The 25,787-nt window shown below is 37.3% G+C and carries 37 protein-coding genes and 1 pseudogene; 19 read left to right on the top strand and 19 right to left on the bottom strand.

Annotated elements, in window-relative coordinates:
• Positions 1-48 precede the first annotated feature (48 nt).
• On the top strand, positions 49-984 hold the full coding sequence (locus tag BR30_RS0130345; RefSeq protein WP_026568320.1) for a substrate-binding domain-containing protein: 936 nt from the start codon (positions 49-51) through the stop codon (positions 982-984).
• 287 nt (positions 985-1,271) lie between these two features.
• Here BR30_RS0130345 and BR30_RS0130340 read toward each other — a convergent pair whose 3' ends face one another.
• From BR30_RS0130340 to BR30_RS37110, 3 genes are all read right to left on the bottom strand, one after another.
• The gene (locus BR30_RS0130340) at positions 1,272-1,757 is read right to left on the bottom strand and encodes a hypothetical protein (RefSeq protein WP_026568319.1); all 486 of its coding nucleotides are present in this window, start codon (positions 1,755-1,757) and stop codon (positions 1,272-1,274) included.
• Between the two features lie 180 nt (positions 1,758-1,937).
• Positions 1,938-2,114 carry a hypothetical protein gene (locus tag BR30_RS37115; protein ID WP_155928961.1) on the bottom strand — a complete coding sequence of 59 codons (177 nt, stop codon included), beginning with the start codon at positions 2,112-2,114 and terminating at the stop codon, positions 1,938-1,940.
• A 410-nt stretch (positions 2,115-2,524) separates the two neighbouring features.
• Entirely contained in the window at positions 2,525-2,677 is a 153-nt protein-coding gene (locus tag BR30_RS37110; protein WP_155928959.1) for a YwzD family small protein, read from the bottom strand.
• Between the two features lie 300 nt (positions 2,678-2,977).
• On the opposite strand from BR30_RS37110, the gene BR30_RS0130325 reads away from it, so the two are divergent.
• Positions 2,978-4,204: a C40 family peptidase gene (locus BR30_RS0130325; protein WP_026568318.1), complete on the top strand. Its 1,227-nt coding sequence runs from the start codon at positions 2,978-2,980 to the stop codon at positions 4,202-4,204.
• Positions 4,205-4,363: 159 nt separating this feature from the next.
• On the opposite strand, the gene BR30_RS0130320 is transcribed toward BR30_RS0130325, so the two are convergent.
• Positions 4,364-5,143 carry a putative protein N(5)-glutamine methyltransferase gene (locus BR30_RS0130320; RefSeq protein WP_051633862.1) on the bottom strand — a complete coding sequence of 260 codons (780 nt, stop codon included), beginning with the start codon at positions 5,141-5,143 and terminating at the stop codon, positions 4,364-4,366.
• Positions 5,144-5,287: 144 nt separating this feature from the next.
• Here BR30_RS0130320 and BR30_RS34915 point away from each other — a divergent pair, with 144 nt between their 5' ends.
• Positions 5,288-5,788: a DUF3291 domain-containing protein gene (locus tag BR30_RS34915; RefSeq protein ID WP_051633848.1), complete on the top strand. Its 501-nt coding sequence runs from the start codon at positions 5,288-5,290 to the stop codon at positions 5,786-5,788.
• A gap of 42 nt (positions 5,789-5,830) precedes the next feature.
• Here the strand turns inward: BR30_RS34915 and BR30_RS38610 are convergent, their stop codons facing one another.
• On the bottom strand, positions 5,831-5,962 hold the full coding sequence (locus BR30_RS38610; RefSeq protein WP_269320664.1) for a hypothetical protein: 132 nt from the start codon (positions 5,960-5,962) through the stop codon (positions 5,831-5,833).
• Positions 5,963-6,510: 548 nt separating this feature from the next.
• Between BR30_RS38610 and BR30_RS0130305 the strand changes: the two genes are divergently transcribed.
• Complete coding sequence (locus tag BR30_RS0130305) at positions 6,511-7,077, top strand: DUF3231 family protein (RefSeq protein WP_026568316.1); 567 nt, start codon at positions 6,511-6,513, stop codon at positions 7,075-7,077.
• A gap of 14 nt (positions 7,078-7,091) precedes the next feature.
• On the opposite strand, the gene BR30_RS0130300 is transcribed toward BR30_RS0130305, so the two are convergent.
• The 3 genes from BR30_RS0130300 to BR30_RS0130290 form a co-directional block, all read right to left on the bottom strand.
• Positions 7,092-7,613 carry a GNAT family N-acetyltransferase gene (locus BR30_RS0130300; protein WP_026568315.1) on the bottom strand — a complete coding sequence of 174 codons (522 nt, stop codon included), beginning with the start codon at positions 7,611-7,613 and terminating at the stop codon, positions 7,092-7,094.
• Between the two features lie 41 nt (positions 7,614-7,654).
• Positions 7,655-7,993, bottom strand: coding sequence for a hypothetical protein (locus BR30_RS38275; RefSeq protein ID WP_231507861.1), 339 nt, complete (start codon positions 7,991-7,993; stop codon positions 7,655-7,657).
• 572 nt (positions 7,994-8,565) lie between these two features.
• Positions 8,566-10,629: a hypothetical protein gene (locus BR30_RS0130290; RefSeq protein ID WP_026568313.1), complete on the bottom strand. Its 2,064-nt coding sequence runs from the start codon at positions 10,627-10,629 to the stop codon at positions 8,566-8,568.
• Between the two features lie 159 nt (positions 10,630-10,788).
• Here BR30_RS0130290 and BR30_RS0130285 point away from each other — a divergent pair, with 159 nt between their 5' ends.
• A complete protein-coding gene (locus BR30_RS0130285; RefSeq protein ID WP_026568312.1) occupies positions 10,789-11,301 on the top strand; it encodes a GNAT family N-acetyltransferase in 513 nt (170 codons plus the stop codon).
• Between the two features lie 53 nt (positions 11,302-11,354).
• On the opposite strand, the gene BR30_RS34910 is transcribed toward BR30_RS0130285, so the two are convergent.
• The 6 genes from BR30_RS34910 to BR30_RS0130255 form a co-directional block, all read right to left on the bottom strand.
• Positions 11,355-11,876, bottom strand: coding sequence for a hypothetical protein (locus BR30_RS34910; protein WP_051633847.1), 522 nt, complete (start codon positions 11,874-11,876; stop codon positions 11,355-11,357).
• Between the two features lie 16 nt (positions 11,877-11,892).
• Positions 11,893-12,348 (bottom strand): hypothetical protein, encoded by a 456-nt coding sequence (locus BR30_RS38270; protein WP_026568311.1) that lies wholly within the window; start codon positions 12,346-12,348, stop codon positions 11,893-11,895.
• Between the two features lie 9 nt (positions 12,349-12,357).
• Positions 12,358-12,915: a CBO0543 family protein gene (locus BR30_RS0130270; protein ID WP_331280820.1), complete on the bottom strand. Its 558-nt coding sequence runs from the start codon at positions 12,913-12,915 to the stop codon at positions 12,358-12,360.
• A 138-nt stretch (positions 12,916-13,053) separates the two neighbouring features.
• Positions 13,054-13,407 carry a hypothetical protein gene (locus tag BR30_RS0130265; protein WP_026568309.1) on the bottom strand — a complete coding sequence of 118 codons (354 nt, stop codon included), beginning with the start codon at positions 13,405-13,407 and terminating at the stop codon, positions 13,054-13,056.
• A gap of 79 nt (positions 13,408-13,486) precedes the next feature.
• Positions 13,487-13,954, bottom strand: a complete 468-nt coding sequence (locus tag BR30_RS0130260) for a GNAT family N-acetyltransferase (protein ID WP_026568308.1) — start codon at positions 13,952-13,954, stop codon at positions 13,487-13,489.
• Between the two features lie 411 nt (positions 13,955-14,365).
• On the bottom strand, positions 14,366-14,719 hold the full coding sequence (locus tag BR30_RS0130255) for a hypothetical protein (RefSeq protein WP_026568307.1): 354 nt from the start codon (positions 14,717-14,719) through the stop codon (positions 14,366-14,368).
• A 277-nt stretch (positions 14,720-14,996) separates the two neighbouring features.
• On the opposite strand from BR30_RS0130255, the gene BR30_RS36400 reads away from it, so the two are divergent.
• From BR30_RS36400 to BR30_RS36360, 11 genes are all read left to right on the top strand, one after another.
• On the top strand, positions 14,997-15,113 hold the full coding sequence (locus BR30_RS36400) for a YjcZ family sporulation protein (RefSeq protein WP_081825635.1): 117 nt from the start codon (positions 14,997-14,999) through the stop codon (positions 15,111-15,113).
• Positions 15,114-15,164: 51 nt separating this feature from the next.
• Positions 15,165-15,242, top strand: coding sequence for a YjcZ family sporulation protein (locus tag BR30_RS36395; protein WP_155928981.1), 78 nt, complete (start codon positions 15,165-15,167; stop codon positions 15,240-15,242).
• Between the two features lie 229 nt (positions 15,243-15,471).
• The gene (locus tag BR30_RS0130245; protein ID WP_026568306.1) at positions 15,472-15,855 is read left to right on the top strand and encodes a YmaF family protein; all 384 of its coding nucleotides are present in this window, start codon (positions 15,472-15,474) and stop codon (positions 15,853-15,855) included.
• 430 nt (positions 15,856-16,285) lie between these two features.
• Positions 16,286-16,408 (top strand): sporulation protein YjcZ, encoded by a 123-nt coding sequence (yjcZ, locus tag BR30_RS36390; protein ID WP_026568305.1) that lies wholly within the window; start codon positions 16,286-16,288, stop codon positions 16,406-16,408.
• A 52-nt stretch (positions 16,409-16,460) separates the two neighbouring features.
• The gene (locus BR30_RS36385; RefSeq protein WP_081825633.1) at positions 16,461-16,559 is read left to right on the top strand and encodes a YjcZ family sporulation protein; all 99 of its coding nucleotides are present in this window, start codon (positions 16,461-16,463) and stop codon (positions 16,557-16,559) included.
• A gap of 132 nt (positions 16,560-16,691) precedes the next feature.
• Entirely contained in the window at positions 16,692-16,886 is a 195-nt protein-coding gene (locus BR30_RS0130230; protein ID WP_026568304.1) for a hypothetical protein, read from the top strand.
• A 517-nt stretch (positions 16,887-17,403) separates the two neighbouring features.
• Positions 17,404-17,520: a YjcZ family sporulation protein gene (locus BR30_RS36380; RefSeq protein ID WP_026568303.1), complete on the top strand. Its 117-nt coding sequence runs from the start codon at positions 17,404-17,406 to the stop codon at positions 17,518-17,520.
• Positions 17,521-17,570: 50 nt separating this feature from the next.
• A complete protein-coding gene (locus tag BR30_RS36375) occupies positions 17,571-17,663 on the top strand; it encodes a YjcZ family sporulation protein (RefSeq protein ID WP_081825632.1) in 93 nt (30 codons plus the stop codon).
• A 144-nt stretch (positions 17,664-17,807) separates the two neighbouring features.
• Positions 17,808-17,930, top strand: coding sequence for a hypothetical protein (locus BR30_RS38605; protein WP_269320663.1), 123 nt, complete (start codon positions 17,808-17,810; stop codon positions 17,928-17,930).
• A gap of 467 nt (positions 17,931-18,397) precedes the next feature.
• Complete coding sequence (locus BR30_RS36365; RefSeq protein WP_269320665.1) at positions 18,398-18,490, top strand: YjcZ family sporulation protein; 93 nt, start codon at positions 18,398-18,400, stop codon at positions 18,488-18,490.
• Between the two features lie 720 nt (positions 18,491-19,210).
• On the top strand, positions 19,211-19,345 hold the full coding sequence (locus tag BR30_RS36360) for a YjcZ family sporulation protein (protein ID WP_081825630.1): 135 nt from the start codon (positions 19,211-19,213) through the stop codon (positions 19,343-19,345).
• 304 nt (positions 19,346-19,649) lie between these two features.
• Here the strand turns inward: BR30_RS36360 and BR30_RS0130200 are convergent, their stop codons facing one another.
• Positions 19,650-20,363: a class I SAM-dependent methyltransferase gene (locus tag BR30_RS0130200; RefSeq protein WP_155928955.1), complete on the bottom strand. Its 714-nt coding sequence runs from the start codon at positions 20,361-20,363 to the stop codon at positions 19,650-19,652.
• A 187-nt stretch (positions 20,364-20,550) separates the two neighbouring features.
• On the opposite strand from BR30_RS0130200, the gene BR30_RS0130195 reads away from it, so the two are divergent.
• Complete coding sequence (locus BR30_RS0130195; protein WP_026568301.1) at positions 20,551-21,327, top strand: DUF2268 domain-containing putative Zn-dependent protease; 777 nt, start codon at positions 20,551-20,553, stop codon at positions 21,325-21,327.
• Between the two features lie 128 nt (positions 21,328-21,455).
• Here BR30_RS0130195 and BR30_RS0130190 read toward each other — a convergent pair whose 3' ends face one another.
• Positions 21,456-21,707 (bottom strand): hypothetical protein, encoded by a 252-nt coding sequence (locus BR30_RS0130190; RefSeq protein WP_026568300.1) that lies wholly within the window; start codon positions 21,705-21,707, stop codon positions 21,456-21,458.
• A 433-nt stretch (positions 21,708-22,140) separates the two neighbouring features.
• Between BR30_RS0130190 and BR30_RS37105 the strand changes: the two are divergent.
• A pseudogene (locus BR30_RS37105) lies at positions 22,141-22,236 on the top strand (YjcZ family sporulation protein); the annotation flags it as partial.
• Between the two features lie 131 nt (positions 22,237-22,367).
• Here BR30_RS37105 and BR30_RS0130185 read toward each other — a convergent pair.
• Positions 22,368-23,165 (bottom strand): hypothetical protein, encoded by a 798-nt coding sequence (locus BR30_RS0130185; RefSeq protein ID WP_026568299.1) that lies wholly within the window; start codon positions 23,163-23,165, stop codon positions 22,368-22,370.
• Positions 23,166-23,312: 147 nt separating this feature from the next.
• Positions 23,313-23,858 (bottom strand): YitT family protein, encoded by a 546-nt coding sequence (locus BR30_RS0130180; RefSeq protein ID WP_231507859.1) that lies wholly within the window; start codon positions 23,856-23,858, stop codon positions 23,313-23,315.
• Between the two features lie 641 nt (positions 23,859-24,499).
• On the opposite strand from BR30_RS0130180, the gene BR30_RS0130175 reads away from it, so the two are divergent.
• Entirely contained in the window at positions 24,500-24,916 is a 417-nt protein-coding gene (locus tag BR30_RS0130175; protein ID WP_026568297.1) for a hypothetical protein, read from the top strand.
• A gap of 148 nt (positions 24,917-25,064) precedes the next feature.
• On the opposite strand, the gene BR30_RS0130170 is transcribed toward BR30_RS0130175, so the two are convergent.
• Positions 25,065-25,661: a TetR/AcrR family transcriptional regulator gene (locus BR30_RS0130170; RefSeq protein ID WP_026568296.1), complete on the bottom strand. Its 597-nt coding sequence runs from the start codon at positions 25,659-25,661 to the stop codon at positions 25,065-25,067.
• Positions 25,662-25,787 lie beyond the last annotated feature (126 nt).

Below are 25,787 nucleotides of genomic sequence, written 5' to 3'. Positions count from 1 at the left end.
TATACTTTTTAACAGCTATTAAGTAAAATAAAAGTTGGAGGGATGTAAATGTCAAAGGAACTTTCCTATACGATCGAAGAGGTGTCGCAGCTATTAAAGGTATCGAAATTAACCCTTTATGACCTTGTTAAAAAAGGGCAACTACCTGTATTCCGTGTAGGTAGACAAATGAGAATTGATTCAAAAGACTTGGACAATTATATAAAAAATCATAAAACGAATCAGAATACTACATTCCCACCCTCTGTTGCCGATTCTCACAGGAACGAAACAAAGGAATCCCTTAACATTGTCATTAGCGGACAGGACCTAGTTTTAGATATATTAGGTAAACACATCGAGAAAAACTCAGCCTATAAACCATTAAGATCTTTTACGGGAAGTTTAAACAGCCTAATCTCCATGTACAATGGAGATGGTGACATCGTTAGCTTACATCTGTTTGATGGGGATACAGGCGAGTATAATCTACCCTATATAAAAAAAATATTAGTGGGATTTCCTTTTATTTTAATCAACCTCCTCTCGAGAAAAGCAGGTTTTTACGTTAAAAAGGGCAACCCATTAAACCTCACCTCTTGGACTGATTTAAAACGAGAAGATGTGAAAATTATTAATCGAGAAAAAGGATCAGGAGCACGAATCCTTCTTGATGAACAACTCAGAATCAACGAGATTCCTTCTAGGAACATAAAGGGTTATGACCACGAAGAGAGCAACCATTTAAGTGTGGCTTCCCCTGTCTCGACTGGAATAGCTGATATAGGTGTGGGAATTGAAAAAGCCGCGAAAATAGTGGGAGTTGATTTTGTTCCATTAATAACAGAACAGTATGACCTGGTTATTATAAAAACCCACAAAACGGAACGACTAATAAACACCGTCAAGGAAATTTTATCATCGAGCCATTTTCAGTCTGAAGTTAACTCTTTAGGCGACTATGATACATCCCAGACAGGGAAAGTGATTTATGAAACATATTAATAAGGGGACTGCTGATTCCCGCATCCGCACTTATCGGTTGGGGGATCAGGTTAAGCACCCAAGCTGATACATAGACGGAGAAATTCCGCCTATTGACTCGAAAAATTCGAAAATGGGAGATTTTGCTTTGCATAAACGGAAAATCTCCCCTTATTTATCCCGAAACGAGCTCCATTCTGCATTTAACCGAAAAATCTCCGCTTAATTTACTTTTGCTTGTTACTCGATTAAGGACAAGACACTTTTTTAAAAAGGAGTGAGTTCCAAGAGAACCTCATTTTGATGCATTACGAGGATTTGCATCTTATTATTTTCCTGTGTAAAGGAAGGAAAAAGCTAAATACCACAAAATACAACGGTATTGAAATGAAGAAACTCCAGCCATGAGGCTTTATATACCCCACTTTCCTCATTCCCCATTCAATTAGTGTAGCAATGATGGTAAAAATAATAACTAGAGTCCATTTATTTGTTTTCTTAAAATAGTTTAAATACATAACAGACAGCGCCGAAGGAATGATACTGTAACTTAAAAACTCACCTATTCCCGTAACATTCGGGTGGCCAAAATCAACTAGATCAAACATTCTTCCAATCAAGGAATCACCAATCCAGGCAAAATAACCAATCACTCCAAATGTAATATACCACTCTCTCCAACCGATTTCTTTTTTGGGCATAAAAAGGGCAATTAAAAGCAAAAGCAACGATACACTGATCGGCAGCCAATTCCCTTGCGCATGTAAATCAAAATTCTTTATCACCGAACTCACACAAATCACCTCATATTTACTATCTCCAAATTTATGGTGATTATTTCCAAGTATTGTCCTGAATCCTTTTGGTTATAGAAAAAGACCGCCGCGGCGATCCTATCTGATGAAAATCATTCATATTTCCATACATCCTGAATAAACCAAGTCCCACAAAAGCAAAAAAGATAATATGCCTTACTATAAATTAATACGATCGTTGTTATACTTTTCTAATTGTTCTTGTAAGATTAATATGTAATTCGTCATTGCCATTCTTACTATAGAAGGATAGTAACGATTGTTCAGTTCTTGTTCACACTCCTCTAAATCCATCTTTTTTACAGCAATAATTTTATTTAATTCCTCTTTGCTCATCGATAACCACCCCTACAAACTAGTTTTATAGTTTAAGGATAGACAATAATTTCATAGTTTATACCAAAGGTTCATCCCCGAAAATTGTTCTTCTCTTTTCCCTTATTGGGTATCAGTGGCTTTTGGACTAGTTACCATTGAAGCCATTTTTTCACCTTCACGGGCATTAGTCGCTTGGACTAGTTACCGCTGAAGTCTTTTTTTGGCCTTCACGGGCATTAGTCGCTTGGACTAGTTACTGTTGAAGCCATTTTTTTGCCTTCACGGGCATTAGTCGCTTCCTATGGTTACCATTCAATCAAATTTCTTAACTCTTCAGGCATCATACACGCCGACAATTCCCTAAAACACACAAATAGCCACCGAGATAACCTCGGTGGCCTATATCAATCTTATATTTATATATATATTTAACCGACCATTAAGTTTTTCAAATCTGCTTTTAGGTCTGCGATTAGTTTTTCTAGGGTGATTTCATGCTCGTTAACGCCCGTTTCGTAAGCTTTTCTCACGATTTCTGAGAAATTATCTACTTTGGAGCTTTCTTCTATCGACCGATCCACCTTTCTTTTCCTCCTTTAGTTTACTAATTGACAATTTTACTAGATTACAAGAAAGATGTAAATGTATTTCCATAGAATTTTGTTGTAATTTAGTGAATTTTGTAAGAATTTGTTCTGGTTAGTGAGGAAACGATTTCCACATGTTCTTTTGACAGGGTTTGCACCTAAATTATTTTGATAATTCAGCAAATAAACCCTTTTTTACTAACAATTCAGGAAATATTTACATCTTTTTCTCCGAAACACTAGCAAACTATGGTAAAATTAATAAAACTGTGAAAAAAAAGAGGTGATTTGCTAGTGAAGAAGACTATTGTTCGTGCCTTATCGACAGCTGCCCTGCTTTCGACCGTATTTACAGGCACGGCCCTGGCCGATACATACAAGGTTCAAAAAGGCGATACCTTATCGAAAATCGCGAGTAAATATCATACCAGTATCAAAGAAATCAAAACAGCAAATGGGTTGAAGTCCGATTTTATCTCAGTTAACCAAATGCTCAAGATCACGGTAGCGAGCAAAATGGCCCAAGCATCACAGCCCACCACTTACACCGTTGTAAAAGGTGATGCCTTGATTAAGATTGCCAACCGGTATCATGTGACCCTGGCTGAACTAAAACAGTGGAACAAACTGAGTAATACGATTATCCATGTCGGACAGGTGTTAAAGGTTTCAGCACCGAAACAAACCACGACGACAATAACCACACCGGTAACGACGACGTCAGCCAAGCCGCAGACGACAACGACAGCGACAGCAACTAGTGTGTATACTGTCCAAAAAGGCGATTATCTTGGCAAGATTGCCGGGAAACATTCAACCTCTGTGACGAACTTGAAGGCACTGAACAAACTTAAATCCGATATGATTTATGCTGGCCAAAAGCTTAAGGTTCCGGCCCAAAAAGCGACTACGACTCCAGCGAAGCCAGTGACAACAAAACCAGTGACAACCACACCGCCGAAAACACCAACGACTCCTGCTGTTAAGGAAACCACGGATTACATTGTTCATAGTGGCGACACCCTTGGAAAAATCGCGAGCAAATATAAGCTGACAATTAGCGAATTGAAGGCACTTAATACATTAGCTTCCGATAGGATCTTTGTCGGCCAAAAGCTAAAGGTTCCTGGGACAAAGACAGAACCTACCGTTAATACTGCTCTTGCCACAAAGATGATCGAAAGTGCCAAGAAACTTATGGGTACTCCTTATGTCTGGGGCGGCAGTACGCCTTCTGGCTTTGACTGCAGCGGGTTCGTCTATTATGTGGCCAATCAAGCTGGAATGGAAATTGGCCGTTATTCAGCGGAAGGTTTCTATGACCGCACCTATTATGTTGACACACCGAAAGTCGGCGACATCGTCTTTTTCGAAAATACATATAAAAAAGGAATTTCCCATCTGGGAATATACCTCGGCAACAACCAATTCATCCACGCCAACGATGATGGAGTAATGATTTCCAATCTACAAAGCCCGTATTATATAGACCATTTTGAGAGCTTTAAACGATTTTACTAATAAGATATGGACAGATCCTAAACAACGTTCTAGACAGAAAAACTAAACCGCCTTATAATGGGCGGTTTTTGTTTTGCGGCAGGACAGTGGACCATGGGGACGGTTCTGGTGGCCACAATTAACGACGGAAAAAAGCCATGAGAACCGTCCCCATGGCGTTTACTTATTGGTTCCAATTACAACAGTAGCGTCTAGTTCTACGTCTCTAACTACTTTAGCGGCCAATCCGGTATTAGTAAAAATCTCATAAGTTTGTGGTGCCTGTATTCCGCTCGTCTCTATTAATAGGTGTCCTCCGGGAGCAAGCCAATAAGGAGCCTCTTTTACCAATTTTCGTAAAATATTTAGGCCATCCTCTCCTCCGTCCAGAGCCAAATTTGGTTCATAAAGACGAGCTTCCAGCGGAAGCAGTTCGATTGCTTTAGTGGGAACGTAAGGTACGTTAGCGACAAGTATATTTATATGACCTTTCATCCATTGTGGTAAAGCTTTATACAAGTCACCTTCAAAAATTCGACCACCGAATTTAGTGACGTTTCTTCTTGCACATCGTATGGCAATAGGGTCGATGTCAGAGCCATACAACATAATATCTCCCATAGCAGCTGCCAGCGCCGCACCTATAGCCCCTGAACCACAACAGAGGTCAACGACGATATCGCCAGAACAAGCAAGTTCTTTTGCCTGCCCTACAAGAAATTTTGTACGCTGCCGAGGAACAAAAACTCCTCGTTCCACTTCAATCCGAAGACCACAGAACTGTGCCCATCCAATTACGTATTCAATTGGTAAACCATCGGCTCGCATTTCCACCTTATTTATGAGGTCTTCTAAAGATTGTGCCTCTGAAACAAGTAACTGCGTCTCATCTTCAGCAAAAACACAACCTGCGCTCCGAAGCTTATGGACAATAGATGTTACCGTATCGTTGTCTACTATTTTTTCTATTCCTATCACCCTTTTATTTTGGTTTATCAATAATTCGATAAAATAGAAGAATATCCTTCTTCCATTCCCTGCACTGGAATTAGTCCAGTCTTTCTTGAATATATGTAGGTTAAAAGTGGAAATGAGGAGATTATTATGTCTTTTGTTGCGATTTATACCGTTGGCAGGCTAAAACATCCGTATGAACATCCTGCTTCTCGTGAGTTTTTTGAAGTGGGATACGAAGTCATGCGACAGGCTTCTAGATCAGGGCAACTTATAGAGGAGTTTTCTTCTCATGGAGTGCCATTCCCTGAGGAAACGATTAAAGGAGATGGTTTACCTATTCTTACACTAACCGTCTGGAAAAGCCTTCAATCTTTATATCGTTTTACCTATTCAGGGCGACATAAGCAAGCCTTACGAGACAGGAACAAGTGGATTGAATCTCAACAAGAGAAGCAACCTACATATGTGGTCTGGTGGACGGAGAAGATGAAGGATGTATCCTGGGAAGAGGCTTTCAAGAGGTACAACTATTATCTTCAGCATGGACCAACTCCTTTTGCGTTTGACTTTAAGCACGCATTTGATGAAGGGGGAGGACACTTGGACCTTGGATTGGACCACAGGGACGGTCCTAGTAGCCTTAAGTAACTCCGTAAATAAAGCCCAAAAACCGTCCCTGTGAATTTCCCCCTATTGTTTACTTTCTCGCGCTGCTTTTTTCCTTGCTTTTTTACTTTGTGTCAACTCTGCGCCAAATTCTGTATCAGCGGCCTTACTACCTCCAGTGTGGGGCTGTTTTCGGTTGTCATTACGGTTTGTCATGAAATTTCCTCCTTTGTGATTTGCAGGTTCAAAATTAATATGATGGCTGGTTACTTACTAAAAAAGCTTAAATTTTAGCAGCCAATTTTAGAGTTCTTTTTTACTAATGAAATTATTCTCTAATAACAAAAAACTAGGCTGATTTCAGAATGAACATAAATTGGAATATATTAGTATATGTATATATATTGAATATGTAAACGTTTTATTGTATAATTATACTGGGTTGGATGGTAATAGTGGACATCATCGTATTTAGCGTAGGTGGGGCGGATACGGACTAAAGTAAGAGCTATTAAGCTCTTTTTTTATTGGGTAAATTATTAATGATATATTCACTTTTCCCTATTTTTCGATACAAGTAAAACCAAGGTAACCTATCGAGGAAACTAATAATAAAGTAGACAAAATTAAAATTCCATAATATCTAATCAATCATTTTTTACTCCCTTTCAATACATAGTAATTAAATCTCTGGGTAAGCCTATAAATACCTAAACTATTTAAACTAGGTTCGATTTCCTCCAATTTGAAAGGAGGTTCTAATCATGACTTCTATATATGAATCACTAAAAGACTTCTTACAAATGAGCCTAGATGGTGAACCGAAAAATCCACTTCACGTAGGTGAAGTTATGGCTTGCTGGACATATCAAACCATTATGGACGAGTCTAGTGTTTTTCTCCAAATTGGATTAAACACTTCTAAAGATGATGATGTCGTCAGGTGCTTAAATGAAAGTTTAAAACAATGCCAAACACAAGGTCAGAGGTTTAAGAAATTTATGATGAAAGAAGGCATTCACTTACCGCCAACGAGTGAAGAGCGGCCTTTATCCAATCCAGACGGCGTTCCTTTAGGAACAAAACTAACCGACGATGAAATCATGAATAGGTTAAGTATTAAAACCGTTGCCGCTATTGTCCATTGTGCTACAAGTGCAGCACAATCGATAAGAAATGATGTAGCTTCAATGTTTACTCACGCTATGTTAGAGCAAATGAAGTTTGGTGCCTCTTTAAAGGATTTAATGAGAAAAAGAGGTTGGATCAAAGTCCCACCTTATTACTATCCTCCTGGGGCACCCATATCTGGTGCCCTCTTTTCTGATTAATACGGAGTTGAATTTCATAGATACTTCTCCATACGAATATCCGTCCACATTTTCCCTTGCCAATAGGTGAAATTGTCGATCCGGCCGATTTCTGTGTAACCCAGTTTTTGATAGAGTTTCTGTGCCTGTTCGTTAAATTCAAACACGCCTAATTCAATTCGCTTCAGCCCCTGTTTTTTAACCTGTTTCTCCAAATATTCAATGGCTGCGTATCCAATCCCTTTGCCCCTCCCTGCGGATTCACCAATCGTGATACCCAGCCAGGCAGTACCCGGCTCTTTTTTGAACATATACGGCGGATCAACCACATAATTCATTTCTCCGATCAACTCGTCATCCAGGTAGATTAGATAGATGTGGTGGTCTTCCATCCGTTTGGTTAAGTCCTCGAGGGTCATATTTTCACGACGATCCAATTCGGATTGGTTCTGGTTCGGGCGTGTTAACGGAATTAATGCTGGGTCGTTTTCCCAGCGATTAAACACCTCGACAATGCTTGAGGTGGGTTCTTTTAATTTTATAAAAGTTGTTGTCATCATGCTCTCCCCTTTATGATAATGGTTTCATCGGTCGAGCTTTAAGAAGAACTGACCCAATACCAATTTTTAGCATACTTTTTTATTTCCAAAAAGTCCTCTTCAAGATCCTTTTCTATCGCTTTTTTGCCGTTGGGGGAGTATACAAATCCTGAGAAATTATCTAAAAGCCCTCGAAAAGTAAAGAAAAGAATGGTGAAGTGCTCACCGGTTCGAACCGCAATCACCTCTCCACCTCCCTTAGAAAGATGGTCGTATTGTTTCGGCAGGCGAATGAGTGAAGGACTGTCCGGGACATTATACTTTATCTCCCCACTTTCCACCATGTTCACTACTTCTTCTCTATCCGCTTTGTGCATTTTAAAATCTAAATCTAACATCGTTTCTGTAAAAGGAAAGTAGAACAAAAATAGGATCGTGAATATCTGGATAGCTAGTGGCTGCCAATTTTTATATTTGAACAATTGAACAATGGCTAGCACTGTCACAACAATAAAAAATCCGAACAACACTAGCCACAATGGTAACATTAAAAATGGGGTTATTATGTCCACGATATTCCATTGAAAAAAGCCATTTAAAATGACTAAAACGCTGCTTATTATTGACAAAAGTAATAATTTCTTTTGCGGTTGCAATGGTTATTCACTTCCTATGTTAATTGTTTTTACTCCATTATTAATACCCCGAGTTATTCCTCTTAAGTTACCTTTTTTTATAAAAACCTTGTCATCTTGTGTAGGCTGAAAATTTTTAATCTGCCACTTGCTTTTTCACCCTCAATCCTCTAACAAGCACCCCATAACAAAAAAGATGTACCAAATAGTACATCTTTAAAAATTATCCGGTTCCGTCTATTCACCTTTAAAGTTTACTTTTACCTTTGAACTTTCGAGCATACCGTCACTTTTTACTGTTAAGTATACATATCCCTTTTTTACCCCAATCTGCTTTATACGAATTGAAACGGATGAGGATGCTGCTTTCTTTGAAGCGATTTTTTCTTTTTTGAATTGTAAACGTAAATCAGATCATTTTTCTTTAAGTTAGTAACGGTAATTACATCACTCTTTTTCTTGTGATTGGTAATTTTCACTTTCTTGCTGTTTAAAGCCTGTGTCACTTCACCCTTATATGAAATAGCCGTTTTTTTACTTTCTAGCATACCGTTTTTAGTGATCGTTACGTACATAAAACTAGCCTTAGTACCTAACTGCCTTAAGCTAAGCGAGATAGATTTGCCGCTCATTACTTTTTTAGAAGCTAGTAATTGGTTGGTTCGAGAATATATTTTAATTACGTCAGAAACAGCAATATTACTAACAGAAACAATATCACTCTTTCCTCTATTATTTGTCGTTTTCACTTGCTTTGAAGAGATGGTATCAGATTGTTCACCTAAGTAACTAATGGCTACACGATCACTCTCTTTTAATCCAGGGTTTGTTACGGTAACATATAAACTTCCATTTACTTTTCCTAATTGAGAAAAAACAAGTTCTGCCGACGTAGTGGTTAATTTTAGTGAACGAACTGGTAATCCGCCTGTTTTTGTCGTATAGGCCTTTATTGTTGCTCCTGCTGGCATGTTTTTAAATTTGACTATGTCTGCTTTTCCTTTATTATTTACAATTACAACGTTTGATTTTGACGGTGCAGGTGTTAACACTTTTTTCACTGTCATGGTTGGCATCGTCACGTTTTCACTATTCTTTTTGAAAGTTAAAGAGACTTTTGAACCTGAAGCAAGTCTTCCGGTTTTCAAAGAAAAATCTCTTCCTTCCGTAATGGGATATGGGCCATAGATCTTAGATTTTGACGCTGATGCATTTAATGATAACTGTTGAATGGATGGTGGAGTAACCTCGACAGTTACACTAGTACCAAATGAACTATTGCCTGTGATCATTTCGGATGCATCATTAATATCATTAATGTAAACCTTCTGGACATCTGTTTTACGAGAAATTGATTTGCCTGTTTCATTTGAATAAGCTTTTACAGAAATAAAATCATCTGCAACTAAATTGCTTACTGCTAATTTATAGAACCCAAAATCATCTGTAGTCGTTACCCCTAATTGTTCATTCGTGTCTATATTAGTTATCTCAATACCTTGATTCGGGGTTGCTCGGCCACTAATCTCTGTTGAAAGATTGGTTATTGGATTAATTTGCAATGCTGGCAAATATTCGGGTTCTCCCTTTCCAATAAAATTGTCAAAAATCGGATCAAATACACACACATAAAAATAAGGAACAACTCCACCCGCTCCTTTATCTTTACTAAAATCCCCATTTTCGTCAGCATAGAATTCTATTAATCTATTTTGTTCATATGCAGATCCTAAATCATCAACATAATAAAGCAAATGGGCATTAGGAATGGATACAGTCCCTTTTGTTCTTTCAGAGGAATCAGACATCGGATAAATAAAGATATCCTTATTAGAGAGAGAAACGATCTTTTTGATGGTCACAATATCGCCTGTTGATAAATGAAAATTAAAAGTAAGAAACTCTCCAGGATTCAATTTGGGAGCTTTCATAGTCCGCTGTGAGGAAGTTGCTAAAACTTTGTCATTAGCAACTAAATCAACTCTCGAAAAACCATTCCCAGAAAATGTAATACTTTCAGTGTCGGAGCTGACAGGTGAAACTTGAAAGGGCCTTTCGCTCCGCATTGTCACTATTTCAGTATCAACTAGAGTTCCTTTTTCATCATATACTCCAAGCTTTATATCACTTCCTACACTACGATAATAAGATTTATAAACCAGCTTAAAATCTCCATCTTCGTTTGTTTTCGCTCCGAAAATGAAAGGAAATCCACTATCAGACATAACCTTAATTCTCGCATTTTTAATATATGTGTGGCCAGAAATATATTCATCTCCGATATAAAACTTTTCTGTTGTTGTTAAATCCGTTTCGGCCTTTACATGTAAGTAAGGATTAAAGAATGGCATGATCATACAGATAACTAAAAGATATATAAAACTCTTATTCCCCTTCATATCAAACTCCTTATTTCATTAGACATATTTTTCATTTTACAATTATTAGGTATAAGCGTCTATGCTATTTGAACCGTTTATAAAAATTTTCAAAACGATAATTTGACATGATATAGTGTGATGTAGATATTCATTTTTTATGAAATGAGGTGTGTTTTATTGAAGGTGATGGAAACGGATCAGTTAATCCTTCGTTGGTTAACACCAGATGATACCGCGTTTATTCTCGAATTGCTGAATGACCCTTCATGGGTGCGTTTCATCGGTGATCGCGGGGTGCGGACGTTAGATGACGCTCGAAACTATATTGTAACGGGACCAATGGAGATGTACTCCCGACTGGGCTTTGGTCTATTTTTGACGGAATTAAAGGATGAAAGCAGGACCCCGATTGGGATTTGCGGATTGATTAAACGAGATGGTTTAGATGATGTTGATCTTGGCTTTGCTTTTTTAACCAGGTTTCAAGGAAAGGGGTATGGCTTTGAGGCGGCTGCGGCCACGCTAGCGTACGCAAGAGATGGACTGGGTCTGAAGCGGATTGTAGCAATCACCTCTGAGGACAATGTTGGGTCCGCTCGTGTTCTTGAGAAGATTGGGATGACGTTTGAAGGAATGATTAAGCTGCCGCATGATGCGGAGGAGTTGAGGTTGTTTGGGGTTGGGTTGTAATCGAGCCCCTTTCCAACCTCCACAAACTAAAAATCCAGGCGGTTGAGCCTGGATTAGGTCATTGAAATTTTTTCTCTTTTCACCTTTTTCTTATGATGAAATAGAAGGAACTCATAATAAATTAAAAATAGAGAAATGACCAGCAAATAGGTAGGAAACGAATAGATCAATTTCCAACCACGGTAAGTAAAGACATTCAATTTTACTAGAACAAACTCAGTACAGATAGCAAAGAGGGCCCAGCTAAGAATATAAAATACAATCTTCAGTTTCTTCGGTCTAAGCCATTCATAAAAATACACACAAAGATACCCAAATGGAATATACACGCCGCTTAATAGAACATCAAATACTTCATACTTCTCCGAATCATTGATTTGATATGCATCAAAAGGGGATATGGCAGCAATGCTATGGTCGATGATATTAGGAATGGCGAGACTTAATAGGACGATTAGGTAAGAAACTTCAGTAGGCATTTTTTTTGGCAACCTCACCAAGAAAATACTCAAAACCAGGGCAATGATTATGAACCATTCATTTTCATCAAAGTGTTTTGGTAAATATAAAAACATGATACCTAAACTCCTCTTAAAAAAATTTCCTTCTAAATCTCATCCATAAAAAATAAGAAACAAGAAGAATGAAGGCCTTTTCAATAAAAGAATAGACAATATTCCACTTCACATTATGAAGAACCCCCACTTGAATCAAAACGTATTCATCTATCATTAAAATAAAAATCGCCACGGTTAGAGTGATGCATTTTGCTGCTTTTCGATTGAACCTCAATGAAACCTCAAAAAAGATTACTATCAGAAGCGGAATAAGAATCAATCGATCACAAGCATACGTCCAAAAATCCACTAATTTCTTCGATACTGTTATCCATTTTAAATTAACATATATAATCCAAGATAACGGGTGTATGAGAAGCCAGGCAAGCAGCCAATTAAAAATGATTTCAAATATGTGCATTTTTTTGGGTGTAACACAAAAAGAAATGAGAATTAATAAAGTGATGGATGATATGATGGATATACTCATAAACTCCCCTTATTTCAACAAGTTATGGGATAAATTAAACATATTCCACAAAATAATGAGCCACGTAATGGAAAATGCCCAAGCCAACAGTGGTTTATTATGATGAATCCAAAAGATAACAAACATAACGATATCAAAAATTAACGACCACCACATATTCCATCCATGGTAATGATTGATCACATCATAGTGAAGATTAATGGACTCTATGGTTATATAAATGAACACCCAAAATAAAATCCAGAAGATTCGCTTTCCCTTTTCAAGTGGCATCCTCCCAAGATAAATCAAGATTGTAGAGGGATAAATGACCGCCATGACAAGGAGATTGATGACTAAATGGCCGTAAAATATCTCTTCTAAAAATAGTGTTTCTTGATATTTCCACATACGATGGTCATGGAGTATCGTGTTCTTCAAAAGGTCGCCACCGATAAAAAATAGAATGGTAGGGTAATACCTCTTCCAATTTCTCCAATCTCCCCATCTTATAGCTGCAAGTAAAAAAAGGATTGCAAGGATGCAGAGATTTCCAAAAAAATAGCCCTCCAGACTGTTCGAAAACAATCCACGAGGGCATCAAGTAATATATCAAAGGGGGTCTTTCTTGAAAAAGATTGTCTTAATCATAGTTCATTATTCTTAATTAATTCTTAACATTCCACGACAATAAATTAAACATTTTATTTGCTGCTCGTTTCGCCACTACTTTTTAAATACGTCAGTAATTTTACTAAAGAAAGGAGCCATTCCTTTAAATAATGGTTTATATTGTTCGGTTGTTGTTACAATGGTGTCATAGGTATCAAATAACAATTCTATATCCACATTGTTCATGATGTTTTCCACTTTATCCTGAATAGACTGTTCCTGTTCCTGCTGCTTGTGTTCATCCTGCTTTTTTCTGCGCCCAAAAAACCAATCATCATTACGATTTGTTTTGGGTTCCGAGCTGTCTTTAGAATGGGATTTGTCTCTTTGCTGACGATTGCCAAACATTACTCTTGAAAAATGGTCCATTTCTCTTTTCGACTTTCGCTGATGTTCCTTATCCTCCAATAATTTCCCTCCTCTCTTACACTACCTTAGATAAGCTATGATACGTTATGAATCGAAGTGTGGATACTTGTCCGATGGTTTATAAATAGTAATTCATGACAATCAGCTCACCTTTTGGCCCCATTCGCCGTTCCCCCTCGTCTATAAACCCGCACTTTTCATATAATGCTTGTGCTGCTTCGTTTCCCACGTTAACCGCTAAGACCATTTCATTGATTTCACGATAATTTTCTTTTACAAAAGCAGGTAACTGCGTTAATGTCTTTTTCGCAAAGCCCTTGCCTTGGTGACGGAAATCGGTTGAAAAAGCTCTTAACAAAATGGCTTGTTCATTGTCCGAATAGGGTTTGACCCCCTCATTAATATGTAAAACGAAAAAAGTGACGAGTTCATCGTTTTCCATGGCTAAGATGGAAGAACGCTCGGAATCTTCGTTTGATAGTTTAATACAATCCTTGGGCTCGCCAGTAAAGCGAAGTTGTTCCTCGTCTAATTGATACTGGTCGATTGCATCTTTGAAGCTCTCATTATAAAAATAAAATTGCAATGTAGATTCCCCCTTTTAATAAGAACGCCCTCTTTTGATAGTATTATAATACTTGAATTTACTTTTTTACCAATAAATAACTGTCCATTATCCCATAGCCCCATATCTTCTGTTCACCAGGTTTTACCCTGACCGCATTTTACAAAAAGGCTCAAAAAATCCAATTTTTTGTAAAAATTATGTATTTTATATCATAATCAAGTAGGTAATTCATACTACAATAAAAGCTTAAAAAAACGTATTCCCAGGCAAGCTGTTGACAAGGATTTGTCAACAGCCTCAAGAGGGAGTCTTTTTTATTTGTGGCACGATTAGCTTTATTTAGATAAAACTACCTGATCCAGGCACTCAGGCCTGGATCAGGTAGAAAATACCTACACCGCAAATGTAGGTATTCCCTTCTCTTCGCTACTACTTTTTAAATTTACCAGTGATTTTACTAAAGAATGGGGCCATTCCTTTAATTAAAGGTTTATATTGTTCTGTTGTTGTTTTGATGGTGTCATAGGTTTCAAAAAGCAATTCTATATCCAGATTGTTCATAAAGTTTTCCACTTTATTCTGAGTGGTTTGAGTCTGATGGTCTTTTTTACTTGTTACGGCTTCTTTTCTTCTACGCCCCAACCAATCAAGGTTATGCTTTGCTCTGGTATCCGAGCTTTCTTGTGAATGATCTATGTCTTTAGATTGACGTTTTCCAAACATTACTCTTGAAAAAAGGTCGATTTCTTTATTCTGCTTTCGGCGATGATCATTATCCTCCAATAACTTTCCTCCTCTCTTATACTCCCTTAAATAAGCTATGATGCGATATGTATCAAAGTGTGGATACCTGTCCCCTAGTTAATAAATAGTAACTCAAGACAATCAGCTAGCATTTTGGAAAAATCCAAGTTCTACTTGCTGACCCCCAGCTAAGAAAAATTCAGTACGTTTGCTTTTTTTTGTAAAAAACGAGATCTTGTCCAATCATTTTCTTTTGTAAAAAATATACTAAGGGATGGTTATTACCGCCCCAAAAATTAATAGGTGGTGAAAAGATATGGGCTGTGGATACGATGGTGGTTACGGCGGCGGCATGAGTTTTGGCGGCGGCAGCACTTTTGTATTAATCGTAGTATTATTCATTCTATTAATTATCGTCCTTGCAGTAACTTAGTCTTGTAACCTTTAAGTTTTAAAGAGTACCTTTCAAAATGGGGTGAGAAACATGAGCTCAATGGCGTTAGTCATTGTACTTTTCGTATTGCTTATCATTGTTGGCACTTCTTTCATGACTGGCTACTAGATTAGAAAAGTGACATGTCATTTTTTTGAAGGAGCTAAGGACAGGTTGGGATAATCTGTCCTTTTTCTTAGCATAAGCTTGTATTCTGAGCCACCTGCTTGAGAAAGAACATAATGAAAGGAAGTTCCTATTATGGGTTCTTACTTCTTTATGTTTATTCTGTGAAAGGCACATAAATGATTTAGTTGTTTCATAAATTGTAGGAGCGATTAATAAAGGGGGACAACACATGGAAATTCCGATTACTGGGTTTATCATTCATTCAACCGATTCAAATAGTTCTGAGCATTCTCACCACTTATATCTGACGTCTTGGAACGGCGCACCCATTCATAGACATCATTTTTCGGGAGTGACTTCTATTATTAACGGACATGACCATAGGTATGCAGGGACAACGGAACCTGCTCCTACTGGAGTACAACATTCCCATAAATACTTTACAGTTACTTCGATGGAAGATGGACATAAACATGAAATTCGAGGCGTGACGGGTCCTGCTATTTCCTTGCCTGGAGGTGGACATTATCATAAATTTCAAGGAGTAACGACTGTTAACGGGGATCATCCTCATTCACATAAATATAGTGGCACAACTAGCCGTAGTGACTAGGGTAGATATTTTTTTGACAACCTGAATATCCGAGTTTAAAGCATCCTTCCAGGGTGTTTTTTTATTTAAATATAACTACAAAAAAAGCAGTCAAATGACTCCAGAATTTGGATTAGGAATATTCATTTCCAAAAAATATTAATCCTTTCTCCACGCTTGTCCAGTCCTCTTTTTTCTTTTTGCAAGATTATAAGTGAGAGACAGGAATCTCTCTGTAGCCGCCAAGCACAGACATTATACACCTCTGGAAGAAGCGAATGTTTTCATACATTCGCTTCTTCTTGTTTTTCACCAGTTAAGAAAAAATAGAGTACAACTGCGGATTTTTTCGAACAACGGGAACATGTCCAATCACCTTCTTTTGTAAAAAATATACTAATGGTGAGGATGGAAAAAACCTCCTTAAATACGATTTAGGTGGTGAAAAGATATGGGTTGTGGATACGATGGTGGCTACGGCGGTGGCTACGGCGGTGGCTTTGGCGGAGGCAGCACTTTTGTATTAATCGTAGTATTGTTCATTCTATTAATTATTGTCCTTGCTGTAACTTAGTTTTGTTACCTTTGAGTTTTAAAGAGTAATTTTCAAATTGGGGGTGAGATACATGAGTGATGGACATAGAAGCTCAATGGCTTTAGTCATTGTACTTTTCGTATTGCTTATCATTGTAGGCACTTCTTTTATTATGGGAGGAGGCTACTAATTAGAAAAGTGACATATCACTTTTTTGAAGGAGCGAGGGACAGGTCGGAGTTACCTGTCCTTTTTCCAAACGTAAATAATTAGAATACCTCTTATTCTGAGCACAAGCTGCTTAAAGAAAGGAGGAAAAAAATTGAATTCCCTTATGAGATTCATGGGCCAGCCTATTGAAGTTAGAGATCATTTTGGTAGAGTTCACCGCGGATTCATGGATGGGTTTGACCCTCCAAGAAGAGGCGTGTTTATTCGGGATGGCTTTAGAAGAAGAAGATTTATCCCCTTCTTTTTAATCTTTGCTATCTTCTCCAGAAGACGTCGCATTTTCTAAAAAAACGACTGATATATGAATAAACATCATGAAAGGAAGAGCCTATTTTGGGCTCTTTCTTTCATGATGTTTATTCTGCGAAAAGCATATATTCCAAAAAAAAGACGTCGCATTTTCTAAAAAAACGACTGATATATGAATAAACATCATGAAAGGAAGAGCCTATTTTGGGCTCTTTCTTTCATGATGTTTATTCTGCGAAAAGCATATATTCCAAAAAATATTAATCCTTTCTCCACGCTTGTCCAGTCCTCTTTATTCTTTTTGCATAGATTATAAGTGAGAGACAGGAATCTCTCTGTAGCCGCCAAGCACAGACATTATACACCTCTGGAAGAAGCGAATGTATTCATGCATACGCTTCTTCTTGTTTTTCATCAGATAAGAAAAAATAGGGTACGATTGCGGATTTTTCGAACAAATGTTAACTCGTCCAATCACGTTCTTTTTTAAGAAATATATTAATTGTGAGGATGGTAATGATCATCTTCCAATATTTATTAGGGGGTGAAGAGATATGAGTTGTGGATACGATGGTGGTTACGGCGGCGGCATGAGTTTTGGCGGCGGCAGCACTTTTGTATTAATCGTAGTATTGTTCATTCTATTAATTATCGTCCTTGCGGTAACTTAGTTTTGGTTCATATGAGATTTAAAGAATAATTTTAAAATGGGGTGAGAAACATGAGTGGTGGACATAGAAGCTCAATGGCTTTAGTCATTGTACTTTTCGTATTGCTTATCATTGTAGGCACTTCTTTCATGACTGGCTACTAAATTAGAAAAGTGCCATGTCCCTTTTTTAAAGGGGCGAGGGACAGGTTGGAATTACCTGTCCTTTTTCCAAACATAAAAGCACATACTGCTTAAAGAAAGGAGGAAAAAAATTGAATTCCCTTATGAGATTCAGGGGTCAGCCTATTGAAATTAGAGATCGTTTTGGTAGAGTTCACCGCGGATTCATGGATGGGTTTGACCCTCCCGGAAGAGGCGTGTTTATTCGGGATGGCTTTAGAAGAAGACGATTTATCCCCTTCTTTTTAATCTTTGCTATCTTCTCCAGAAGACGTCGCATTTTCTAAAAAAACGACTGATATATGAATAAACATCATGAAAGGAAGAGCCTATTTTGTGCTCTTTCTTTCATGATGTTTATTCTGCAAAAAGCACATGTTCCAAAAAAATTTAATCCTTTCTCCACGCTTGTCCAGTCCTCTTTATTCTTTTTGAATAGATTATAAGTGAGAGACAGGAATCTCTCTGCAGCCGCCAAGCACAGACATACACCTCCAGAAGAAGCGAATGTATGATTACATTCGCTTCTTTTTGTTTTCATCCGTTTAGAAAAAATAGGGTACAATTGTGGATTTCTTCGAACAAGGGGAACATGTCCAATCACCTCCTCTTGTAAAAAATATAATAATCTTGTGGATGGTAAATAACATCCTCAAATACTAAATAGGTGGTGAAGAGATATGAGTTGTGGATACGATGGTGGTTACGGCGGCGGCATGGGTTATGGCGGTGGTTTTGGCGGCGGCAGCACTTTTGTATTAATCGTAGTATTGTTCATTCTATTAATTATCGTTCTTGCTGTAACTTAATTTTGTTCCCTTTGAGTTTTAAAGAGTAATTTTCAATATAGGAGCTTCCATTATAGGAAGCTGCTAGTCAAAAAGGTGAAATGTCACTTTTTTGAAGGAAGGAAGAGCCTATAAAAGGTTCTTCTTTTTATTATGGGTCATCTAAGGCAGAGTTCAAATGCCAGTGCGCATTTGCCGTAAGTTTAGGTAAGAAAGACGTAATGTGTAGCGGAAAACACTTTGTTGTTCAACAAGGAAAAACGTATCAATTTTCAAATCCCGTTGCTAAGCTTTTATGGCAGGTTCTTCCTGGTCGTAGGCAAAAAGCGGAAGCAAATTGGTCTACTAGATAAAGTTTTAATTACAAACTACCCGTAAAAGGAGATTCCATTACGGGTTTTGTTTTTAATAATATTTCAAATGTAGGCATTTTCAAGAAGGGTTCCTATTTTTACATTTCCTGCTTAATTTACTTATAATCAGCACTTGTCCCATTCATCTTTATTCTGAGTGCATATATTATTACTACCACCGCCAGCAACATCCAGCATATATGAATACCTCCGAAGAAGCGTTTGCATGTATTGCAGTCGCTTCTTTTCATTTTTAGAAATTTTTTAAGCAAATTGCTAATTTTGTCCTAACACGATGTTGTTTGTCCAATCAATCCTTGTCTTAAGAAAATATATATACATAGTAGGAATGTTTTTCCTATGAATAATCCAATAGGTGGTGAAAAATATGTGGGGATTATGTGGATACGGCGGTGGCTACGACAGCGGTTATGGATACAGCGGTGGTTATGGCGGCGGCAGCACTTTTGTATTAATCGTAGTATTGTTCATTCTATTAATTATCGTACTTTCAGTATGCTAATCAACCATTCAGTATGATTTTGTTCTTTGAGTAAAGTCTTTTTTAATAAGCCTTGTTGGAGGTGTTCTACGTGGATGGTTCAAGACACGTTCTGCGTTAGTCGTGGTATATTCGTTCTACTGATCATTGTCGGAACATCTTTTATGGGCGGCTTCTAAATTGTATGAAAAAAGGGCAGGTTGAGTGCAATCTGTCCCTTTGTCATATTATTTAGCATACCGTTTTTTAACCACAGAATTCAAGGTTTAACAGTTAATCTCTATTAAAGCCTTGAAAAGAGCAGGAAATGTATGACGTGAATCGTTCAAATACAACATCTGAACAGTCGAAAACCTAGTATACCCTTATATACTTTTGTGAAGTACAAGTGCTTTTCAAGAATTTCAAAGAATTTATCATCAATATTCTCCGAAAGTGAAAAATCAGGAACATTTAGCACATCATTTTCATCAAACTCAAGTTTAAACTTCTCTACGCTAACTTGTTTAAAACTGGCTCTTTTGAAAAAGTCATACCATTCATTTTCAGTTAGTAATTGAGAAACACCATAAAAATCAACGATAGGTTTCCGTTCATCTTCAGAAAGTGATTTTTCAAGTACCATTTCAATTGCAAGCAAAACACCATTTGGCTTTAATACTCTTTTAAATTCAGGAATTGTTAAGGAGACATCTGTAAAGGCTATGACTGATTCTGAGAGAACAATATCAAATAAACCCTCATCGAAAGGAAGATTTTCAGTGCTCCCTTGCTTAACACCAATAGGCAAATGTAAAGATGAAAATCTTTTTCTAGCCTTTTCCAACATGATTTTATTACAATCTAAGGAAGTAACATGACATTGGTACTGTTCTGCAATAAATGCAGAGGTTTGCCCTGTTCCACACCCAGCATCAAGAATCGACTTTGTTTCATCAATTTTTTCCCTTGATAAGAGCTCTTTTGTTAGTTGAAGACCTCCAGGATGGGCACCTCCAACTCCAAATATTGCTAAACAATCAAGATACGTGTAATTCAAATTCAATCCCATCCTTTTTTGAAATTGTACATTATTTTATGATAATGGGATAAATTTGTTCACGATACTCTTTTAAACACTAATGACCTATTATAGACGTCAGGAAGGTAAGGAAATAGGTTTCGGAACGATTATTTGATACGTGCATAATGTATTTTATACTAAATGTGTAGTTAGGAGGGCTGATATGGGCGTGATTAGAACGGATAAGTGGTTGCACGATTCATATCATAAACCAATTGAAATATGTGAAAGGTTAACAGGTCACTTTGAGGGTGCTCTAGCTTCCGAAATCTATGATTACTTAAATCTACATGGAATGTATCATCCTATTGGGAACGGAAACGAGGTAGTGGAAAAATTACAAAAAAATAAAGTATGGGAAATTGTACAAGAGGAAAGTCTACGACTTCAAAAAGTGTGGGAAGGACCAAATATCCCTATCTTTATTTTTCCATCAGATAAGAACAACCGAAAGTTACAACAGGACTTTAACGGAAAATCAGGTTTGGCCTTCAAGGATAAACTACTTTTATTTATTTCAGAAGATAACATAGAAAAGGAAATAAGGGCATTGTTTACACATGAGTATAACCATGTTTGTCGGTTATCCAAGTTTCAAAAAAACGAAGAGGATTATGTATTGCTGGACACAATCATTTTAGAAGGATTAGCTGAAAATTCAGTACGTGAAAGATTGGGTGAAGAATTCTTAGCCACTTGGACATCGTATTATACCAATGAAGAGCTAAAGAAAATGTGGGAAAACTTAGTGCTCCCTAATAAAGATGTTCCAAAGAGTGACCTTAAACATCAAAACATATTATATGGATCACGTTTCTATCCGAAAATGTTAGGCTACTGTGTTGGGCATTACCTGGTTATGAATTATATTGATGCAACTAACAAAACAAGTAAGGATCTACTAACTATCAAAACAGATCATTTTGCTCAAATAAAGTGAAAGTATGATAAAACTGGAAAAAAACAGACGAAAAAAGTTCTCGTCCGTTTTTTATTGCGGAAGTATCGATCAAATAATCCTTTGTTGATCACATGGAATTTTAGTATATCGGAATCTAATTTAATGAACTACCAAAAGAATAGAGAAATTACAGCTAATGAAGCAATAAAACCTAGCGCAATTCCAGCGCCCCAACCCCAACCCCAACCTCCATAACCAAAACCGCCTAGGTTTCTAGGTCGTCCAATTGGCTGAAGAAAAACTCTGTCGTTGGAAACTCGATGAATGATTCCCCTATGAATTCTCCCGTCATGGGTTCTGATTTCAACAGCTCTACCCATATGTCTGTTACACAGTCCATGAAAATGTTCAATTGACATTTTTTCACCCCCATTTACTTATGGCCATACGCCATTATATGTATTGACATAAATTTCGTAATGGACAAGTGTAATGGGGGATTAGTGGAAACTTCAAAATTTCGGAATTAATTTCCGACATGGCCAAAGCCCAAATAATAAGGCTACCATTCACTATATTTAAGTTACTGAAGAGCTAAGGCATTTTAGTTGGATTTGAATTTTTTACTAAAACGTGAAAAAAAGAGAATTTAATGAATGGTTTTAATTGTTTAGATGTATTAACTCAGGTACCGTAGGTTTCCATAAGCTGTTCAAAATCTAAGTAATCATAATATGTTACGCTCTTCAGCTTTGTAGCACAACAAGAAAAGGGATTGCCGAGGCATCCCCATTTTTACCTTTTTCTCTTATTAGTTAAAGCTCTTTTCATAAACTTTGTTTCTTCTGTTATGGTGGTGGTAGCGGTTATGGCGGCGGCAGCACCTTTGTTTTAATCGTTGTACTTTTCATCTTGTTGATCATTGTAGGAGCTATTTTTATGTGCTAATCTAACATGCCACTTGATTGAAGGATAGAAGGACAGATTGGAGTAATCTGTCCTTCTTTTCTTACATAAAACTGTATTCTCAGCACACCTTCAGATGGTTGGAATCCAACCTTTTACAAGGGGTTACATCTCTATTTCTTCCCCATAAGCATACCATTTCCACTATCTAGTAGACTTTTAGCTTTCTGATAATCATCGAAGTCCGCTTTTATATCTGCCTGTAATTTCTCTTTAAAATGGCGGTATGATACCTCCCACTCCACTAAACTTTCAAAAAGTTTTGAAAAACTCGGTTTCATACTTTCCCAATTGGAATAAATGTGATTACACCTTTCCAACAAATCTTCACGATAGTATAGCTGTTCCTCCAACTCCAACCCTTTAGTTTTTTCAAGCCCAAATACCTCTTGAGAAGCATTCGTTGCCAATAATTCATCATGGATTTGTGGTTGCTCCTCCAATACCAAACGGTGGTCAGAACCAGCTACAAGCTCTTCTTGAGTAGCATCCGATTCCCATAGTTCATTGTGGATTTCCGTTTGCTCCCCTATTTCCATGCGATGGTCAGAAACGACTTCAAGCTCTTCTTGAGTAGCGTCCAAGTCAAATAATACTTCGTGGATTTGTGTGTCCTCTTCCAGTTCCAAACGATACTCGGAATCCACCTCCATCACTTCTGGATGGGCATCCGTACCTTTAACTAGTTGTTCCCACTGTTCATAAAGACCTTTGGCCGTCAGATAGTCCTCGAATTCCACGGTTTCATCTGCCTCTAATTTCTCTTGTAATTGAAGGCAAGCCCCTTCCCACGCCTCTAAACTCTCCGTATCCAAGCGGTTTGAAACTTCTGGCTTCATACTATTCCAATAAGAATTAAGGTTATTACACCATTCCAACAATTCATCACGGTATTGTTTTCGATCTTCCATTTCGGCACTTACCCCTCACATCAGTTATTCATATTTTTCTATCTTGATTTTTCATGACTACAAATTTATCCTATGTTCCACGACTGTCCTAGGATTAGACATTTACCCATATGTAGAAAACAACATGAATAAACATGAAATTAAAGATCACTTTCCTCCAATCAAGGAAGTTGTTAGACCAACGGTGGTAATAGCCACGCATGAATAAATGACTGAGTCTAAAGGGAGTAAAGTCAAACTTGCCAAAACAATGAGACCATCAATGGCTATAATGACAATGGCTATATTTACGGTAAAAGTTCTAGAAATGATTTTCGCAAGTAAGTCCGTCCCTCCAGTGCTTGTCTGATATCGGAGCATTAAACCAACCCCCGTTCCAATGATTGCTCCTCCTATTAGTGCACTTAAAAGGTGGGAAAGGTAAATTTGAGATCGAAGTGGAGCAAGCAAATCAATGAACAAAGAAGAAACCAACAATCCTTGTAAACTACTAAAAAAATACCCCCTTTTATTCATTGACGCGTATATACAGATTGGGAGGCTCAAAGCGACCATTGTAATCCCTGTCTGAAAATCAAAAAAGTAATGTAGGATTAATGCAATTCCAAGGATTCCACCGTCAATTAAATGATTAGGCACCAAAAACCCATTTACCCCAATTCCTAAGAGCAAGCTGCCAATAATAGTAGCCATTAATCTCTGAAAAATAACCATCACCTTGTCCTGTCTTTTTAATTTATAAGTATGTCGCTATCTAAAAATTAAGAATGATGAACAAATTTTTTAATTGGCGTGGCAGAAATGAATGGGATCTTTAATCAAGGCTCTTTTCGTAAACTTTGTTGCTTTTGGAGCTTAATAAGGGTCATTTACTTAGTTTCAAGGCAATTTTCGCAAACGTTCTTACGAAAAGATGCCACGAAGCTTCTAGTTACACGGGTTGATGAAATTATACGAAAAACAACAATTTATGCGAAAATAGCCTTAATCAAAAACGAACCCGTAAACGGATATTCCATTTACGGGTTTTGTATTTAATAATATTTCAATAAAAATACGAATCGTTTAATTCCATGGCGGGGGCGAAGAGGAAGAACGTAAGAGGTTTGTGGAAGAGTATGAATCAATGAAGCAAGGTTTTAGCGGAACCTTTGATCAACTAGACGATTAAATCTTAACACTTGAACGCCCGATAAAAAGATAAATCATTTACAGAGTGGAATAGTTACTTTTCCACTCTGTATTTTTGGGCTGTGAATAAGCTTCACATACTGACGGTGTAACATACACATACCTTAGGTGCTTATTTTAGTAAATAAGGAGGGATCTTTTAAATGAATAATCAGCCGCCGTACTTTCCATATATCAATTATAATCTGCAACCTTATAATCATTTACAAAATTCTGGTTATGGATCTATTGATGAAACAAGAGATGTTGATGAAGAAGTGTATCGACCTGACGATGCTGAGGATGCTCCAACCACACCACCACCTGTACAAATGCCAACAGTACCAGCAACGTTTTCTGGAACTGCACAAACTGGTCAAATGAGATCCTGGATGTGTCAATGTTTAGGTAAATGGGGATTAATCGGGCTAAGAATGCCAGGTCCTTTTGGAAGAGATTTTTGGTTTTATCCAACGGAGATTAGAAAAAATGGAGTATCCGGATATACCTGGAGATTAGGACGACGCCACAAAGTAAGTTACAGATATTCACAGATAAGAAACTTTATGTGTTTCGCTTAAGTTTACCCCAGTATTTTGATGAAAGAGGAAGGGAATCCTTCTTCTTTTTATATTCCAGATTTCCCCTCCCCTTCTTCCACAAACCTGTCCCCTTCGTGCAATAACTCCCAAAAGGAATATAAAATTAGCCCTGTTCAATTCCTGTTGCTTAGAAATACTTAGAAAAATAATGTTGAAAAAAATATTCAATTTGATCGCCAATGGGAATTGGGTTCCAATCTATGGGCACGTTTTTTTTGCAAGCCATCAGGGTCGGAAAAAAGATGGCAGCATGGATTTGCCTCATCATCATGACAAGAACATCCTGATCTTTCTCTCCCGTAATTTCTTGTAACGTAGCAATAATTTTGGTGAATCCCATTGTTTGCATATAATCTTTGTATTCAAATTGCGACTCAAATGAAATATTGCCCTTCCCGAGAATTTCCCGGACGAGTTCAGGATACTTTATAATTGAATTTGCAAATTGAACCATGAAGGTTTTTAATCTTTCCTTTGGAAGAATAGAATGATCATCTAAAATGAGAAAAGCTTCTCGAAAGGAAGCCAGTAACACTTTCAAAGCTTCATTAATCAATTTATCCTTTGACCCAAAATAATAATTTATTAGAGCAAGATTAACTTCCGCTGCTGCTGCGATTTTGCGCAGGGTTACATATTCAAGACCTTCTGTCTTAATTAGTTCCAGTGTTGAATTCAGTATATTTTCCTTTGTAGTCCTATCTTTTTCGGAGCTTTTGGTCATCTTATAACTCCCCTAATACACTTGTTTTGGAAATTTATTTGTTAAAAACGTAAATTTAAACTTTGTTTAATTTTACACTAATACTCATGGTCTTTCTGTGTCAAGGTTCCATTTTATTATTTTACC

This window comes from Bacillus sp. UNC41MFS5 (assembly GCF_000686805.1).
This window is presented reverse-complemented; position numbering and strand designations above follow the sequence as displayed.